Genomic DNA, 15,824 nt, shown 5'->3' on the forward strand with positions numbered 1-15,824 from the left:
TTTCATCTTTGACCTTATAAACGTAAATGGTGAAACAAAGTGAAGATTTTGGGGCCACCAGGCCCCATTTTAAAATATTAGATGGTCTTAGGGGTGTCGCAGCGCTGACAGTAGTTATTTTCCATTTTATGGAAATATCTGTTCCTGATTACAATGACAGTTTTATAGCGCACGCCTATCTTGCAGTTGATTTCTTTTTTTGTCTTTCAGGGTTTGTGATAGCTTATGCGTATGATCATAAGTTTTTGAAAATGGGTTCCTGGGCCTTTCTGAAGGCGAGGCTTATCAGGCTGCATCCGCTAGTTATTATCGGATCAGTTATTGGCCTGCTGGTTTTTGTTTTTGATCCCTTCAGTAACCTTTACCTAAAGTATTCAGACGACTTACTGGTAATGTTCCTGTCGTCATGCTTAATGATTCCTTATCCTCTTGTGCATGAAAGGTATTTTAATCTGTTTCACCTGAACCCGCCAACCTGGTCGTTATTCTGGGAATACGTTGCTAATATAGGCTACGCATTATTTCTGGTCAAAGTCAAAAACAAAACCCTGTGGATGCTCACTGTTCTGGCCGCATTTTTACTGGTTTACGAAGCGCATAGGTCTGGTTACCTGGGAGTGGGCTGGGGGGGCGACAATATTATCGGGGGCGGTATCCGGGTTTTTTATTCCTTTCTGGCTGGTATATTGGTATATCGTTCGAAATGGATTATTCACTCACGGATGAATTTTATTACAGTAAGCCTTTTGTTGCTCGCCGTCTTTCTTCATCCATTTATGAAGGATTTAAACTGGATAGTCGAGCCGCTGATTGTCATTTTTGGTTTTCCATTCCTGGTTGCACTTGGGGCTGGTGCGCAGCTACCTGCTTCTTTAGCTAGCTTATGTAAATGGTCGGGTGATATCTCTTACCCGCTTTACATGGTACATTACCCATTTGTATGGTTATTCATGAGCTACGTAGAAAAAAATAAGCCAGGCATGAATGAGATGACGATAATTACGATATTTGGTGTAATAGGCCTGGTGGTTTTCGCATACCTGATTATGGTTCTGATGGACATTCCGCTGCGCAGGTGGCTTAAGGGTTTGAGGGTCATTTCTTATGAAAAATATCATTATTGAAAACATAACATTAGAACAAAGCCATAAATCACAGGCATCGCAGTTATTTGCGGCGATTGATAAAAACAGGGAGCACCTTTCAGCGTTTTTGCCCTGGGTAGAAAAAATGCAGCATGTTTCAGATATGGAGGAGTATCTGAGAAATGCTGAAGCGCTGTGCGAGGATTTAAAAGAATCCAGTTTTGCGCTGATCATCAATAATACTGCTGTAGGACGCATTGGACTGCATCACCTAAATATGCAAAACAAAAGTGGGGCGATTGGCTATTGGTTAAGCAAGGAAGCAGAGGGGAAAGGTATAATTCAAAGATCATGCAAAGCCCTTATTCGGCATGGATTTGAGGATTTAGGGCTGCAGCGAATTGAAATCAAAGCTGCTGTTGCTAATTTAAAAAGCAGGGCAGTGGCAGAACGATTGAACTTCGTAATGGAGGGAACATTGCGGCAAGCTGAATTTGTTAATGGACAGTTTCTTGATTTGGTTTTGTATTCGCTGACAAAAGACGAATGGCTGGCTATGAACAGTTAGGCGATCTCAATAAAACCCATTAGCGAACACTAATTGTGCGGTATTGAACACCGTTATACGCTGAAAGGCGCTTTTTACCTTACTTGAGGTGATGGCATACATTTAGTATCATATCAGATACTTAATCATAAAGAATGATCCGTCACTTTTTCCAGATCGCCTGGCGCAACCTCTTGAAACGAAAATTTTATAGTTTTATTAATATAACGGGGCTAGCCATAGGGATGACATGCTGCGTGCTGATCTCCCTTTATATCAGAAACGAGTTGTCGTACGATCAGTATCACGTTAAAAAAGACAGGATATACCGGGTCCTGCAAACTTTTCGCAGCGTTCAGGATGGCGAGACCCTTTCATCTGCAACCCCCGGGGATTACCAGGTTTGGGGTTGCGCTCCCGTAGGACCTGCCCTTCAGGCAGATTTTCCCGAGGTTGAAAAAGTAGTGCAGTTTATGAGCCCGGTCAGCCTGTTGCTGGAGAAAGGTGAAAAACGCTTTCAACAGGATAACCTGCTCTGTATGGATTCTACAGCATTTGATGTCTTTAGCTGGAAAATGCTGTATGGAGATCCGCGTACAGCACTGACCGCCCCCAACAGCATAGTGCTCACTCATACAGTTGCTCAAAAGTTTTTTGGCAATGAGAACCCCGTGGGACAGATGCTGCGGGTTGATAGTCAGTATAGTTATATGATTACCGGTGTGATGGAAGATGTACCGCCAAACTCTCAGTTTACCTTCAACGGCCTTATCTCCATGTCGACGGTGAGAAAGTACAGGGCGGAGATGTTTGACTGGTGGGGGTACGTTGATTTTTATACGTATGTGCTGCTTAAAAAGAACACCAGCATCAGTTCGCTGGACAAACAAAGTTCTTCGTTCGTTAAGCGGCGAAACAGCGGCGATAAGGGATATGCTATCTCATTTGAAAAAATGACAGACGCTTATCTGCATTCTGCGGCGAAAAGGCAGCCGGGACCTACCGGAAGTTTGCTGAATGTGTATTTATTTTCCTGCATTGCTGTTTTCATAATGCTTATAGCGTGTATCAATTTCATGAACCTGTCTACAGCGCGTTCGCTCGAAAGAGCAAAAGAAATAGGTGTGAGAAAAGTGCTGGGAGTGAGGCCCTCCAGTCTGATGATCCAGTTTCTTTCCGAATCTATCCTGTTGTCGCTTTCAGCGGCTGTCATTGCATTGGTACTGGCCCAGGCAAGTATCCCAATGATCGGAAAGCTATCAGGCAAAGATCTTTCCTATACCAATTTCCTTACACCGCTGTTACCCTTTTATATGACTGCTTTTGCTGTCGTTGTAGGTTTATTGGCGGGTATTTATCCTGCATGGTTTTTATCAGGCTTCAGGGCTATCTCCGTGTTGAAGGGGAAATTCAAGCCCCCGGTTGAAGGTGTGTCATTCAGGAAAGTGCTGGTAGTATTTCAGTTTACGTTATCGGTGGCACTTATTGCAGCGACAGCTATTGTATACAGTCAATTGAAGTACGTAAACAGGCATGACCTTGGCTTTCAGAAAGATCAAATGCTGGTTCTCAATTTTGAGGGTGATGAAAAGGTGCAGCAAAATATAGAGATAATTAAAAAGGCCATAGCTGATCAGCCAGGAGTGGTTTCGGTTGCTGCTTCCCGCGCAGTGCCCGGAGAGTTCCTTCCAAATGCAGGCACCCAGATACAAACGCCGCAAGGACAAATGGCTGAGCAGGCCCCTTTTATCTATGAGATAGACTTCGATTTCATTCCGACCTACCATATTCCGGTTATAGCAGGCAGGCCATATTCCCGATCATATACAACAGATAGTGCACAGGCCATGGTTATTAACGAGGCAGCGGCAAGATTGTATGGATACACACGCCCGGCTGATGCTGTAGGTAAAAAGTTCGATCAGTGGGGAAGATCGGGGACGATTATAGGCGTAGTAAAAGATTTTAATTTCCGGTCACTTCACCAGGCCGTGGAGCCGCTGACATTAAGATATGGCTATTCATACAGCCTCAACCGCATTTCGGTCGCTATCAAAGGAGATAACGTACCTGAGACTCTTGCGGGCCTGAGAAAAACCTGGAGCCAAATAGTTCCGCATCGTCCTTTCCTGTATCAGTTTCTCGACGAGTCGTTCAGTGCACAATATGAGGCCGACCAGCATTTCGGACAACTGTTTACATTCTTTTCGTGCCTCGCTATTTTCATAGCATGCCTGGGCTTGTTTGGACTGTCGACTTTTATGGCCCAGCAACGGGTAAAGGAAATTGGTATCCGGAAAGTGCTTGGCTCCTCGGTGAGCGGCATCGTAATCCTCTTGTCGAAGGACTTTATCAAGCTCATATTGATTGGTATCATCATCGCCGTTCCACTTTGTTGGTGGGCGATGGACAAATGGCTGCAGGGCTTTGCTTACAGGATCAATGTCGGGCCGCTGGTATTCATTGAAGCTGGGTTGATTGCCATGTCTGTTGCCCTGATCACCATTGCCTGGCAATCGGTTAAAGCCGCGATGGGTAATCCGGTACAATCGCTTAGGAATGAATAATTGAATGCGTTTTTGTAGTGAAGACTATCACTTTATTTAAAACGATTTTAGCATATCCGAGCGGTAGCGCGGAGAAACGCGGAGATAATCCGACAATTCCTGAACTGTTGGTATGCCGCTGCGATTGGCGGTATCGTTATCAAATCGTTCAGCTAGGTAATCATCCATTTTTGAGATGAGATCAATCACGGAATTAAGCCGATTTTGTTATCTTTATTCAGTTAGAGCCTTTAGCCTGGCAAGGTTACCGGCAACAACAATAGAATTAGAAATGACAATATGAACGTTAAAGAAGCCTATAATATTTGGGCCAGCCAGTACGATACAAATAAAAACAAAACCAGAGATCTGGAAGCTATTTCATTAAGATCGACATTGAGAGATCTTACCTTTCATAACTGTCTGGAAATTGGCTGCGGTACAGGCAAGAACACGCAATGGCTTATAACAAGGGCAAAACAGGTTACTGCTGTCGACCTCTCGGAAGAAATGCTTGCAAATGCAAAAAGTAAAGTTGCTTCGGAGGATGTGAAATTTGTTCAGGCTGATATTACGAAAGACTGGGTATTTGCATGTACTAAATATGACCTGGTAACATTCAGTCTTATCCTCGAGCATATCGAAAATCTCAACGATGTTTTCAGGAAGCTAGCGGATGTAGTTCAACAAGAGGGTTATGTGTACATTGGCGAGCTGCATCCCTTTAAACAATACAGCGGAACCAAAGCAAGATTTGAAACGGAAGACGGATTAAACATTGTGACCTGCTTCAATCACAATATTTCCGACTTTACCACTGCTGCAAGAAACAACGGTTTTCGGATATTGGATATCATTGAATATTTCGACGATGACGATCGGACTACGATTCCGAGGATTTTGACAATATTGTTAAAGAAGCAAGAAGGATAGGGCAGAAATGATGCAGATAGAATTTGCCAGGAATGCCAGCCGAGTTAGAGACGAAATAGAAACCGGAGCTAAACTATACTAATAATTAAAAGACATCTTTTCCTGACCACGTTCGGGCTGGCTGCTTCTTAGGTTCTGGCTGGCTATGACTTGGCTTCGGTCTGGGTATTGGATTTTTTAGAAGAACTGTAGAAGAAATCCCATACCCGTGCTGAACCCAGCCGGGAGAGAGTATGATGAGTGTTATAAAAATGTCTTATCCTGGAATAGCTATACAGGTTAATGAATAAATCCTGAATTAATTATACACTATGGTTTGTTATTCCTGATTGGATTATACACTGCAATTTGGTAATCCTGATTGAACTATACAAGGGCAAGTTCCTCCTTTTTTGATTTTTTATTCTTCCAGCGTTTCATCAAGACTCCTGCCCGCAAATGAGCCTGATCTGGAGTGAGGTAATCACAACTGGCATGAGGTCTTAACTCATTATATGCCCGGATGCTTTCGGCGATCTTTCTTTTAGTGTCATCAAAGCCCAGTCCTGAGTGGTGCAGGTTGAATTCTTCTTTGAGGATCCCGTTCACCCGCTCGGCCAACGCATTCTCATAAGGATCGCCATTTTCAGTCATACTGATGGCAATCCTGCTGCCCAGTAATACAGATACATACTCTTTGCTGCAATACTGCGATCCCCGGTCGGAATGATGGATCAGTTCATCCTGATAGATCCGATTGTCCAGGGCCATTCTCAGAGCCTGTGCACATCCCTGAGCAGCCAGATCTTTATGAAAGCAGTACCCCATGATCTTCCTGGAATAAGCATCCGTCACCAGGCTGAGATATCCCCATCCGCTGTTCATGCGGATATAGGTAATGTCACTCACCCATACCTGCTCGGGACGGTTAATCCTCAATTCTTTCACCAAATTGGCATATTTATGCATCCAGTGCCGCGAATCGGTCGTCACTACCCGCCGCTTTCTGCGCCGGATATCCAGTCCGTGCTCCCGCATCAGATCAAATAAATAGTCCCGCCCTATTCGGATGTCATGCTCAGCCAGCATGGGAGTGAGCATGTAATGTAATTTAAGGGTGCCTGTCCGCGGCAGGGACTCACGGACCTGATGGACATGCTGCAGGATGATCTCCTCTTTTAATCCAATATCCTGATAGCGCCACTGGTGGTCATACCAGGCATGGCGGCTCTTGCCAAACAGTCTGCACAGTTTCTTTATTCCCATTGCGGGTTCCTGCTGTTTCATTTTGGTGACTGTTTGGCTCCAGACTTTTTTCGGATATCGATTTTGAGCTGTTCTTCGGCAATATCGATCATCGTCTCCAACGCCCGGATCTTTAACTGGGCCTCTGCCAATTGTTCCTTCAGCGATTTGGTTTCGCCCGCGGAAACTTCTTTTTGTTGTTTCTTTTTTGATTTCACTGGTGGTATTTGACGGCTAAGTTCGGCATTTTCTGCTTTCTGTTGCTTCACCCAACGGTCTACTACTGTCCTGCTTTTGATGCCAAAAGCCACACATGCTTCCCGTACAGACATTCCTGACTCTACTGCCCGCAGCACCGATCGCTTCTCTGAGGGGCTATACCGCCGGCTGCGTTCTGCATAATAGTCCTTCGATCCATAACGGGTCATCCAATTGGTCAAGGTCGATTCATGCATCCCGTACTCACTCAGTATCTCCCGACGGGGAATTCCTGATTCGATCTGTTCTACTATTTCCTTGATTTTACGCTTGTCAAAGGGTACGTTCTTTTCCGCTCTCTTTGATTTAAATTTCACTCTTCTGGTTTCCATACACTGCTTGTTTGGTGTATAGCTTTTTTAGGAATCGACAAAAGGTTTAAAAAAATTATAGAAAGTACCTGAATATTCTATACCTTTAATTCAAATGAACCTTATGAAATTATCCAGTCATTTCCTCGTTTTGGCCCTGTTTCTAGCCGGTATTGTAACTTCATGCAGTGAGTTTATAGAACGGTCGATAGAAGATAAGAAAGTGTTTTTAAATGCTCCGGCAGACAGCGCAGAAAGCGGTAAATACCTTCAGTCTTTCTGGTGGGAGCCGGTGGACGATGCTCTTTCGTACAGGCTTCAGATTGTAAGTCCATCTTTCAACCAGGCTCAACAGCTGATACTTGATTCGGTAATTAAAGATAACAAGTTTAGTTTTACGCTTGAACCAGGCGAATACCAGTGGAGAGTGCGGGGAGAGAATGGCAGCAGTCAGACTTTTTATACCACGCGCACCTTTTTTATTTATGAAACCGACCTTAGTAAACAACAGGTCCAGCTGAAAGGCCCTCCAAACGGAGTAATAACGAATCAGCGAAACTTTATTACCTCGTGGTACAGCATGTACAGTGCAGCAGGTTATCTTCTGCAGGTCGACAGTACTGCCGGAAATTTCACGGACGAGCCGTCCCTTTTTGTAAATACGATTGTTGCCAATACGGAGTACGCCGTTACGGCGACTTCCGACAAGACCTACAGCTGGCGTGTCAAGGCAAAAAATGACACATCGGAATCAAAATGGTCGGCCGTATACAGGTTTACATTCGATGGCACGGCACCTGGAAAGGTAGTGCTAGGCTCTCCGGCGAATGGAAGCGGAGTGAGCAAGCCCGTAACCCTGCAATGGAATGTCCTCGCCGATGCGAAGAAATACCTGCTATATATATTGAAAAGCGATTCAACAGCATACAATTCAAGCTACCCTCTTACTCTCACAACAAACAGTTATTCTTTCAATGGCGGCGAAACTAACGAGAAAATACTCTGGAAGGTAAAGGCTGTTGATGCAGCGGGCAATATCGGTGCAGATAGTGAGGTGAGGAATTTTACCGTACAATAGGAGCTGATGAAGAATAAACGGACAACCTACATACTGATCATTTCTGTTGTGGCAGTATGGGGGATTATCTTTTACAGGATTTTCACCGCTACCCAGGCGGCGGAGCCGGTAAGCTTCAATCTTCCCGCTTCTAAAGCCTCGTACGAATCGTTGTATGATTATCAGATGAAGGATACGTTTACACTGGCCCTGAATTACCGCGACCCCTTTCTTGGCGGCGAACCTCAGTCAGAGGTTCCGGTAACATCGGTGCCGCGGGAGCCTGCTGGTTTCGTAATGAATGCTATTGCCGCTCCTCCGCCCGTTAACTGGGAAATAATTCGTTATACCGGTTATATTATGAATCCTAATATTAAAAGGGCAGTGGCGATTATGAATATTAATGGTAAAGAATATATGCTGAGCGAAGGACAAAAAGCCGATGGCGTGACGCTTGTTAAAAGTTACCGCGATTCAGTGAAGATCTCTTATCGGAGTAAGACTAAATTTATCAGAATACAATGAGAACGTTATACCTTTCCTTTATCCTGTTATGCGTGTGTGCTAAGGCGAATGCCCAATCTTACTATAAAGAATTGACAACAGACAGGGTAACAATCAATAAACCCGACGAGATCATTACTGCTTATACAAAACCGGCCAAAGGAGAGGTAACAGCTGAGCCGGAAAGGGAATATGTATGGTATAGCGCGGGTCGCATCCACAACACCCAGGGTGGCTATAGCGGGAAGCTTCTCAACGGAGGGTATAGTTCGCAATATCCGGGCAAAAATCTGAAAGAGCAGGGAGAATACTCAAACGGACTGAAAAATGGCGAGTGGCGGTCGTGGTATCAAAACGGAAAACTGAAAGAGATTAGCATCTGGTGCAACGGAGTAAAACATGGCAGGTTCAGCGAGTTCGACGAGAATGGGAATTTGCTGAAAAGCGGCAGCTATCGGAACGGACTGCTGCATGGAGATGTCGCCTCTTTTAATGGGAAAGACAGCAGTACAGTTGCCTATTACAAAAATGGTAAGCCGGCGGTAAAGAAAAAGCTTAACATATCTGCTAAGAAGATGGTGCCGGGCTTTCTGAAAAAGAAGCAGAAGGCAAAAAAAGAAGGGGAGCCGGATAATAAAAACTAAATGCTTAAAGCATCTGCCCTTTACATGGTAATAATAATTGCTTTGGTGATCGCTGTTTTTTCGGCTTCGCTTATTGCTACCGCTTACTTCTACCGCCTGGAGTACCAGAAAAATATGCGCTTTGGTCGCTTGCAGCTTAACCTCAACTCCGCTGCATCCATTTTATTGTCGTCTGCTTACGTGAGTACAGAGGAACAAAGGCTCGACCTTTTTGGTGAACAAACCGACAGTGTGGTGCTGAAAAAAGACCGATGGGGGCTTTTCGCTTTTGGCACTGCGAAAGCATTCACATTGAATGATACGCTGAAAAAAGCATTTCTGATTGCAGAGGATACGGAAAAAGACCAGACTGCCGTTTACCTGAGCGACGAGGACCGGCCCTTGTCCGTTAGTGGTAATACCCGCATCACCGGAGACGTGCAGATCCCCAAGGCAGGGATTAAACAAGCCTATGTAGAAGGCAAGCCTTATGCCGGAAAGGAACTTGTATATGGCAGCATTAAGAACAGCACGAGGACACTCCCTCAACTTAATCAATCAATGCTCGACGAAATTGAAAAGTATTTAGGTGATACTTTAAATAATGAAGTGTATGTTTCTGATTCATTGAGTAATTCTTTTTTCAATGAGCCAAAGGTGATCCGGGTAAGCCGGTCCAGTCCGGCGATCACTAACACGGCCATTACCGGCAGAGTCATCATTCTGTGTGATACGGTATTAACTATTGGCCCGGGCGCACAGCTCAGGGATGTACTTGTCTATGCGCCATCCATTGTTGTAAAAGAAGGATTCAAAGGAAGCGGTCAGCTATTTGCCCGTGACTCGGTGGTAGTGGAAAAGAAGGCCGATTTTGAATACCCGTCGGCTATCGGAATTCTGAAAAAGGGCGAAGGCGGACAGCCAAAAATTGAACTGGGTAGCGATTGCCGGTTGGCAGGAATCATCTTTACCCACGAAAAGAAACGAAGTGAATTACAGACCGTCATTAGCCTCGGGAAGAACGCTGTTGTGAAAGGAGAGATCTACGCCGCTGGGTTTATAAAAATGGAGAAACCCGTAACAGTGGAAGGAAAAGTTAGCTGCAACCGTTTCATCATTCAAACGCCGTCCACCTTGTATGAGAATTACCTCATCGATATTACCATCAACAGAAACAGCAGGAGTGCTTATTATCTCAGTTCGCCTTTGTTTGAGCACAAAGCCCCTAATCAAATCTTAAGATGGCTAAACTGAAAGACAGAAAACTTGCTGCTTCAACTTTAATTGAAGTTCTGATCGCCATGGTGATTATTGTCGCCGTTTTTGGAATGGCAATGGGCATCTATACCAATGTAACGCAATCCGGCTATTCCATCAGTACTACGCAATCTCAGCAGCAAATGCAGACGATCATCGGCGAGAGTATCAGCAACCGCGACTGGCAGGACCAGGAGGTGATAGAAGACAGCATCCGGTACCGGAAAACCGTAAGCGCCTGGCCGGGCTACGACGATCTTGTGCTAATCGAAGTGCGGGCAAATCAGAATGGAAAAGAGATGGGGAGATTAAGGCAAGTCGTCAGGAGGGAGGTGAAAGATGAATAAAGGCAGCGTGCCCGCCTTCACTATCCTCGAGATGACGATCGCCATGCTGCTCGCAGGTATTACAATAGGCATCGCTTATACTGCCTATACCGTGGTCGGCAGATCGTACAGCGAGTACGACCGTAAGAATAAGAAGGTGGCAGAATTCGTACTGCTGAACAAACTTTTGAAAAAAGATATCGCCGAGTCAGAAAAAGCCCTCCGGCTTGGCGAAGGCATCAGTTTGGAAGGTGAGCGGGGCACTATCCAGTATGTTTTTAGTCCCGCTTTCATTACCCGCAGCCAGCACGAACTGCAAACCGATACGTTCTATGTAAAGAACAGCAATCTGCTTATGACATTTGAGGACAAACCTACAGAAGAGGGAAAACTGGCCGATAAAATCAGTTTTACCGCCGAGCTGGAAGGAAGCGCTATCTCCATGGCCTTTACCAAACAGTATAGCTCTGAAGACCTATTTGAGCAAGATTAAATATATCATTTTATGTTCGTTTCATTTTTATCTATATTGCTTTCATAAACGGAACCCGAGCCAGCAGTCCAATGCCACAGATAGACCTTTCGCAATATAAAGCCAAAAAGCCAGAGAAAAAGACCTCTACGGGCGGAAAAGAGGGGCCCTTTAGCTGGGCGGAATTGCTGAATAAAGATATCTCATTCGGAAAGGCAAAGGTTGGTGACCGCAAGAAGGAGGCCTTTTATGTAGAGCTGAGTACACTTCTCCTTTCGGGTATCGATTTGAAGACGGCGCTCGATCTGATCCTCGTAGATCAGGACAAGGCAAAAGATAAGGCACTTTTTGAAGGGATCAAAGAAAATGTTTTGCATGGCAGCTCCCTTTCCGACGCCTTAAAAAGTACCGCCATGTTTACGGACTACGAATATTACAGCGTCCGCATCGGCGAAGAAACGGGAAGGATCGGTGAGGTACTCACAGACCTTGCTAAGTTTTTTAAGAACAGGATCTCGCAAAGAAGGAAGATCATCAGCGCCGTTACCTACCCTTTGATCGTGCTGATGACCTCGCTGGGAGCAGTATTCTTCATGCTTAAGTTTGTGGTTCCGATGTTTGCCGATGTATTTCAGCGCTTCGGCGGGCGGCTTCCCTGGGTCACTTCGATGATCATTCGCTTTTCGGCCTTTACAGATAAATATTTTATAGTATTTCTGACTGTCGTTATCGCCCTTGCCGTCTTTATATTCGCGAGCAGGGGTAAGCTATGGTTCAGAAGGGCCGTGTCGGCGGCGGTGCTTAAGATACCACTGGCCGGCGATATTGTCCGTAAGATCTATCTCGCCCGTTTTGCCAATACCATGCGGCTTCTGGTAAGCACCGATACGCCCTTACTGCGTTCTATCGCCCTGGTAAGGCAGATGATTGGCTTTTATCCTCTGGAAGCCACCCTTGCAGAAGTGGAAAAATCCATTCTCAAGGGTGAATCATTACACCAGAGTCTGTCGAAGTTTAGCTTCTACCCGCCGAAGCTTGTTCAGCTGATTAAGGTAGGAGAAGAAGTGAACCGTTTAGGGTATTTCTTCGGCAAAATCTCCGACCAGTACACCGAAGAAGTAGAATATAAAACAGGCACCATCAGCAGCCTGCTCGAACCCCTTATTATCATCTTTCTTGGCCTGGTTGTCGGCCTCATTCTGATAGCGATGTACCTGCCGATGTTCCAGATGAGTAATAGTTTTTAAGAAGGTTGTGCTTTCAAAAACTTTTTTCTTTGATTCATCACTGAAAAGTACCCGTTCGTGTAATTCTTGTTTTTTTATAAATATTTTCTTCAGAGATTTATTGAAGAAATAAGAAAAGACCTTAACGAATATTTACGAAGCTTTGGATTTAAGATATTTCCTACGCAAATGTAAAGAGTGCCAATTGTAACCTTGCTCCTTATTTCATTAAGTATAAAAACAAGACATTATCAAGTAAGCATGTATTTTCACACACCTGATCTGTCGCAAGCCGCCTGCAGGCACATTGCTAAGCCTTTAAATAGCTTTCTAACCGGTAATACAATCAAAAAAAATAATAGTACTATGAAAAAGATGCTATACGTCGTATTGATGATCACATCAATAGTGAACACCTATGCCCAAACCACTATCCCGCTGGATGTACCGCGTGTTGTCCCGATTTCGCCCACTGCCACAGCGATGGAAAAATATCTGTCGTACCCGGTAGATCATTGTACCGGAATTCCCAACATTACCATTCCGTTATATGAGATTGTAGCCGGAGAAGTTACCATCCCTGTAAGCCTGTCGTATCATGCCTCGGGTCTTAAACCCAAAGACGGGAGCACTCTGGCTGGCACAGGATGGACTTTGAATCTGGAACCATCGGTTACAAGGCAGATTTGTGGTGTTGATGACGATTCCTATTATGGGTGGTTCAATGATCCACATAAGCAAGATTATTCAACTGATGATCAGGGTATAATAGGATATTATAATCAACTCGTAGATAACATAAGGGATACTCAGCCCGATAAGATTAGTTATAAACTGCCCAATGGAGGCGGAAGTGGTTATTTCATAGAACCATTTCGCTTTTTGTCAATCCCGCGCAATAATGATAAAGTTGAATATAATCATTCTGAGGGCGTGCGTATTACTGATGCTAATGGGGTTGTATATAATTTTAATGGCGAAAAAGAGACCGCAGGAGGATACACGACCCGATGGCTATGTAAATCGATCTGGTCTCCAAATAATTCGTATAAAGCATTGGTTAATTTCTCGTACTATATGCTCGACCATAGGACCCCTCCAAGTCATTATTATAATCTCGATAATAAGGTTGTTGTTACGCTTCAGGACTGGTATGATAAGCAGAATATATTCACATTACAAACTACAAATCAAAATCGTCATTACTCAATTAACTATTCTCTTCAACCCGGTCCCGGTATTCAGGATGCGACATTAACTCCAATTTCAGAATATCAGGCGCAGGTGTATTATCCGAGGATCAACAGGTTTATAGATGATAATATGATCATCTCGCGACTGGAGCAAGTCAGCTTTCTCGGAAATAAGTTGTCTGTTTTTTACAAAGTTGTTGGAAGTGATCCGAACAATACAGAAGTGTTGGATAGAATAGAAGTAGTAAATAAGGATGGTATGAAAGTAAGGAATATTGTATTCTACATAACGCCTTATAATTCAGGGACAAAACTCACTAAGTTGGATTCAGTAATTATATCTGCGCCGGGAGTGGAGTCGCGCAAATATGCTTTTGATTATTACGATCCCTCATCTGTCCCTTCAACTTATACAGTTGCCGTTGATCATTGGGGTTTTTGTAATGGATCTGAAAGCCGGAGCGAGCCTACGGTCCCAAGTTTCAAGAGAGCATTGACTCTTCTGAGTGTCAACGGAGGTATTCCGGGAGCTGTGATGCTGAATTTCCAGGGTGCAAACCGCGAACCAAATCATGAATGGACAAAAACCGGCGTTTTGACTAATATAACCGATCCGCAGGGCATCACCACTAAGTTTATTTATGAAGGGAATTTTGGCGCTTTCCGTAATAACAGTAATTACTATGCTAAAGATTATTTACACCCGGTAGGTGGCCTGAGGATAAAACGTATCGAAACAATCGATTCTAAAACGCATCATGCGATCTATAAAAACTATACATATGGTCTAACCAGGCACGATGTGCCAAATTTTCAACCCGTATGGGGCGGAGGGGCGATAAAACACATCGTAACCATTCGGGATTATACCTCATCGGTGAAATATAGAAAAACTGCTTACGAATACAGTTATTTAACCACCTACAATTCTATGCCAGAGTCAAACATAAGTTTCAATGGAGGCAGTGCGGTGATGTATAACGTCGTGATCGAAGAGACTACGAATTGGACAGATAATGCTAAAACGAAAACCAAATATACATATAATGTTAAAAGCCATGATTTTGAAGATATACTCAATTGGGATAGCTCAGACCCTGGCGGTTCTGTCCAACAGTTTTTGAGTGAGCAGCCGGAGACGATTATGCAGCAGCTTACCCGGAAAATGCCGGGTCATCGCCGGGAACCATCAGATGATTACGTCAACTTTTATGCAATGACAAATCAGTTTTATGGAGCCCCGGTCACTACCGAACATTTTAGAAATAACAAACTGGCTTCAAGTACTAAATACGGATATAAAAGCGAGCGGGTTTGGTGGACGAATATAGAATTGGACCTGCCTCATAGGCGTATCATAGGCGATACAGAAGGTTTAAGAGCCAATGATGTTTTTACACTCAGAAACTACTACCCAGCTGGACAATCGGATAATGTACAGACTACATATTACCTGGATACGGAGAGCTACAGAGCCCTTGATAAGGAGATCACAAGTCAATATTATGATATCGAAGGCGGGCAGGATGTAATTACAACGGAGAGGCAATACAACTATCATTTCGATCTTACAGACCCAGGATCATCACTAAAACCCCGGCGGATTGAAACGATAAACAGCGATAAAACGGTAATTATCGATAGTCTTGATTATCTGACTGGTTATCCGGCAATGTTGTCCCGCCATAAACGCATAGAAAATAATAACTGGAAGGAAAGCAGGATATTGTTTAAACCGAACAGTAATCTTCCGGAAAAGATACAATTCAGAACTAATCGGATGCCATCATTCAGGGATGAAGTAAAATACAATGAATACGACTCGTATGGCAATGTGATAGAGATTATGGGAAAGGACGGCAAGCCAGTAACTTTTGTATGGGGATATCAACGGCAGTTTCCGGTGGCCAAAATAGAGAATGCGACTGCTCAACAGGTATACAGTGGCTCTGGTATTTTTCAGGGATCTGCCGATTATCCTCAGCCACCGTTAGAGATGTGGTCAAGAATAGAACAACTCAGAACGGAACTACCTAATGCCCAGATAACAAAATATGAATATAAACCACTACAGGGTGTTGTGGCGATCACTGATCCCAATAATATAACAACCCGCTTTGAATATGACCATTACGGCAGGCTTACGGACAAGTATTTTCTGGATGCGAAATCGCCGTCAGATATCAGAAAAGTTATGCTTCAAAAGTATATATATAAGTTCGGAGAGTAAGCCGGACAAGCTATAAGTCAATAATTCATTTT

The 15,824-nt window shown here is 44.1% G+C and carries 15 protein-coding genes; 12 read left to right on the top strand and 3 right to left on the bottom strand.

Features of this window, described 5'->3' with window-relative positions:
* The first annotated feature begins 26 nt into the window (after positions 1-26).
* From BDE36_RS12465 to BDE36_RS12475, 3 genes are all read left to right on the top strand, one after another.
* Positions 27-1,124: an acyltransferase family protein gene (locus BDE36_RS12465; protein WP_141815126.1), complete on the top strand. Its 1,098-nt coding sequence runs from the start codon at positions 27-29 to the stop codon at positions 1,122-1,124.
* The gene (locus tag BDE36_RS12470) at positions 1,105-1,653 is read left to right on the top strand and encodes a GNAT family N-acetyltransferase (protein ID WP_141815127.1); all 549 of its coding nucleotides are present in this window, start codon (positions 1,105-1,107) and stop codon (positions 1,651-1,653) included. The genes BDE36_RS12465 and BDE36_RS12470 overlap by 20 nt, the downstream gene beginning before the upstream one ends.
* Positions 1,654-1,787: 134 nt before the next feature.
* A complete protein-coding gene (locus tag BDE36_RS12475) occupies positions 1,788-4,199 on the top strand; it encodes an ABC transporter permease (protein WP_141815128.1) in 2,412 nt (803 codons plus the stop codon).
* Between the two features lie 36 nt (positions 4,200-4,235).
* On the opposite strand, the gene BDE36_RS24255 is transcribed toward BDE36_RS12475, so the two are convergent.
* Entirely contained in the window at positions 4,236-4,367 is a 132-nt protein-coding gene (locus tag BDE36_RS24255) for a hypothetical protein (RefSeq protein WP_262715158.1), read from the bottom strand.
* 96 nt (positions 4,368-4,463) lie between these two features.
* Here BDE36_RS24255 and BDE36_RS12480 point away from each other — a divergent pair, with 96 nt between their 5' ends.
* Positions 4,464-5,111: a class I SAM-dependent methyltransferase gene (locus BDE36_RS12480; RefSeq protein WP_141815129.1), complete on the top strand. Its 648-nt coding sequence runs from the start codon at positions 4,464-4,466 to the stop codon at positions 5,109-5,111.
* Positions 5,112-5,477: 366 nt separating this feature from the next.
* On the opposite strand, the gene BDE36_RS12485 is transcribed toward BDE36_RS12480, so the two are convergent.
* Together BDE36_RS12485 and BDE36_RS12490 are read right to left on the bottom strand one after the other, a co-directional pair.
* Positions 5,478-6,377, bottom strand: a complete 900-nt coding sequence (locus BDE36_RS12485; protein WP_141814111.1) for an IS3 family transposase — start codon at positions 6,375-6,377, stop codon at positions 5,478-5,480.
* Positions 6,374-6,925 carry a helix-turn-helix domain-containing protein gene (locus BDE36_RS12490; RefSeq protein ID WP_141814112.1) on the bottom strand — a complete coding sequence of 184 codons (552 nt, stop codon included), beginning with the start codon at positions 6,923-6,925 and terminating at the stop codon, positions 6,374-6,376. The genes BDE36_RS12485 and BDE36_RS12490 overlap by 4 nt, the downstream gene beginning before the upstream one ends.
* Before the next feature lie 103 nt (positions 6,926-7,028).
* Between BDE36_RS12490 and BDE36_RS12495 the strand changes: the two genes are divergently transcribed.
* From BDE36_RS12495 to BDE36_RS12530, 8 genes are all read left to right on the top strand, one after another.
* Positions 7,029-7,982 carry a fibronectin type III domain-containing protein gene (locus BDE36_RS12495; RefSeq protein ID WP_141815130.1) on the top strand — a complete coding sequence of 318 codons (954 nt, stop codon included), beginning with the start codon at positions 7,029-7,031 and terminating at the stop codon, positions 7,980-7,982.
* Positions 7,983-7,988: 6 nt separating this feature from the next.
* Complete coding sequence (locus tag BDE36_RS12500; RefSeq protein ID WP_141815131.1) at positions 7,989-8,486, top strand: hypothetical protein; 498 nt, start codon at positions 7,989-7,991, stop codon at positions 8,484-8,486.
* On the top strand, positions 8,483-9,109 hold the full coding sequence (locus BDE36_RS12505; RefSeq protein WP_141815132.1) for a toxin-antitoxin system YwqK family antitoxin: 627 nt from the start codon (positions 8,483-8,485) through the stop codon (positions 9,107-9,109). The genes BDE36_RS12500 and BDE36_RS12505 overlap by 4 nt, the downstream gene beginning before the upstream one ends.
* Positions 9,110-10,342 (top strand): hypothetical protein, encoded by a 1,233-nt coding sequence (locus BDE36_RS12510; protein ID WP_141815133.1) that lies wholly within the window; start codon positions 9,110-9,112, stop codon positions 10,340-10,342.
* The gene (locus BDE36_RS12515; RefSeq protein WP_141815134.1) at positions 10,330-10,692 is read left to right on the top strand and encodes a hypothetical protein; all 363 of its coding nucleotides are present in this window, start codon (positions 10,330-10,332) and stop codon (positions 10,690-10,692) included. The genes BDE36_RS12510 and BDE36_RS12515 overlap by 13 nt, the downstream gene beginning before the upstream one ends.
* Positions 10,685-11,164, top strand: a complete 480-nt coding sequence (locus BDE36_RS12520; RefSeq protein ID WP_141815135.1) for a hypothetical protein — start codon at positions 10,685-10,687, stop codon at positions 11,162-11,164. Before BDE36_RS12515 ends, BDE36_RS12520 begins: the two co-directional genes overlap by 8 nt.
* A gap of 71 nt (positions 11,165-11,235) precedes the next feature.
* Positions 11,236-12,390 carry a type II secretion system F family protein gene (locus BDE36_RS12525; RefSeq protein ID WP_141815136.1) on the top strand — a complete coding sequence of 385 codons (1,155 nt, stop codon included), beginning with the start codon at positions 11,236-11,238 and terminating at the stop codon, positions 12,388-12,390.
* Positions 12,391-12,735: 345 nt separating this feature from the next.
* A complete protein-coding gene (locus BDE36_RS12530) occupies positions 12,736-15,792 on the top strand; it encodes an RHS repeat domain-containing protein (protein ID WP_141815137.1) in 3,057 nt (1,018 codons plus the stop codon).
* Positions 15,793-15,824 lie beyond the last annotated feature (32 nt).

Origin of the sequence: Arcticibacter tournemirensis (assembly GCF_006716645.1) — a bacterium.
GTDB classification, from domain to species: domain Bacteria; phylum Bacteroidota; class Bacteroidia; order Sphingobacteriales; family Sphingobacteriaceae; genus Arcticibacter; species Arcticibacter tournemirensis.

Bases quoted from the DNA above. Each gene is read 5' to 3' on its own strand.
- BDE36_RS12465 (WP_141815126.1), top strand. From the start codon at position 27: ATGGTGAAACAAAGTGAAGATTTTGGGGCCACCAGGCCCCATTTTAAA.
- BDE36_RS12470 (WP_141815127.1), top strand. From the start codon at position 1,105: ATGAAAAATATCATTATTGAAAACATAACATTAGAACAAAGCCATAAA.
- BDE36_RS12475 (WP_141815128.1), top strand. From the start codon at position 1,788: ATGATCCGTCACTTTTTCCAGATCGCCTGGCGCAACCTCTTGAAACGA.
- BDE36_RS24255 (WP_262715158.1), bottom strand. From the start codon at position 4,367: ATGGATGATTACCTAGCTGAACGATTTGATAACGATACCGCCAATCGC.
- BDE36_RS12485 (WP_141814111.1), bottom strand. From the start codon at position 6,377: ATGAAACAGCAGGAACCCGCAATGGGAATAAAGAAACTGTGCAGACTG.
- BDE36_RS12490 (WP_141814112.1), bottom strand. From the start codon at position 6,925: ATGGAAACCAGAAGAGTGAAATTTAAATCAAAGAGAGCGGAAAAGAAC.
- BDE36_RS12495 (WP_141815130.1), top strand. From the start codon at position 7,029: ATGAAATTATCCAGTCATTTCCTCGTTTTGGCCCTGTTTCTAGCCGGT.
- BDE36_RS12500 (WP_141815131.1), top strand. From the start codon at position 7,989: ATGAAGAATAAACGGACAACCTACATACTGATCATTTCTGTTGTGGCA.
- BDE36_RS12505 (WP_141815132.1), top strand. From the start codon at position 8,483: ATGAGAACGTTATACCTTTCCTTTATCCTGTTATGCGTGTGTGCTAAG.
- BDE36_RS12510 (WP_141815133.1), top strand. From the start codon at position 9,110: ATGCTTAAAGCATCTGCCCTTTACATGGTAATAATAATTGCTTTGGTG.
- BDE36_RS12515 (WP_141815134.1), top strand. From the start codon at position 10,330: ATGGCTAAACTGAAAGACAGAAAACTTGCTGCTTCAACTTTAATTGAA.
- BDE36_RS12520 (WP_141815135.1), top strand. From the start codon at position 10,685: ATGAATAAAGGCAGCGTGCCCGCCTTCACTATCCTCGAGATGACGATC.
- BDE36_RS12525 (WP_141815136.1), top strand. From the start codon at position 11,236: ATGCCACAGATAGACCTTTCGCAATATAAAGCCAAAAAGCCAGAGAAA.
- BDE36_RS12530 (WP_141815137.1), top strand. From the start codon at position 12,736: ATGAAAAAGATGCTATACGTCGTATTGATGATCACATCAATAGTGAAC.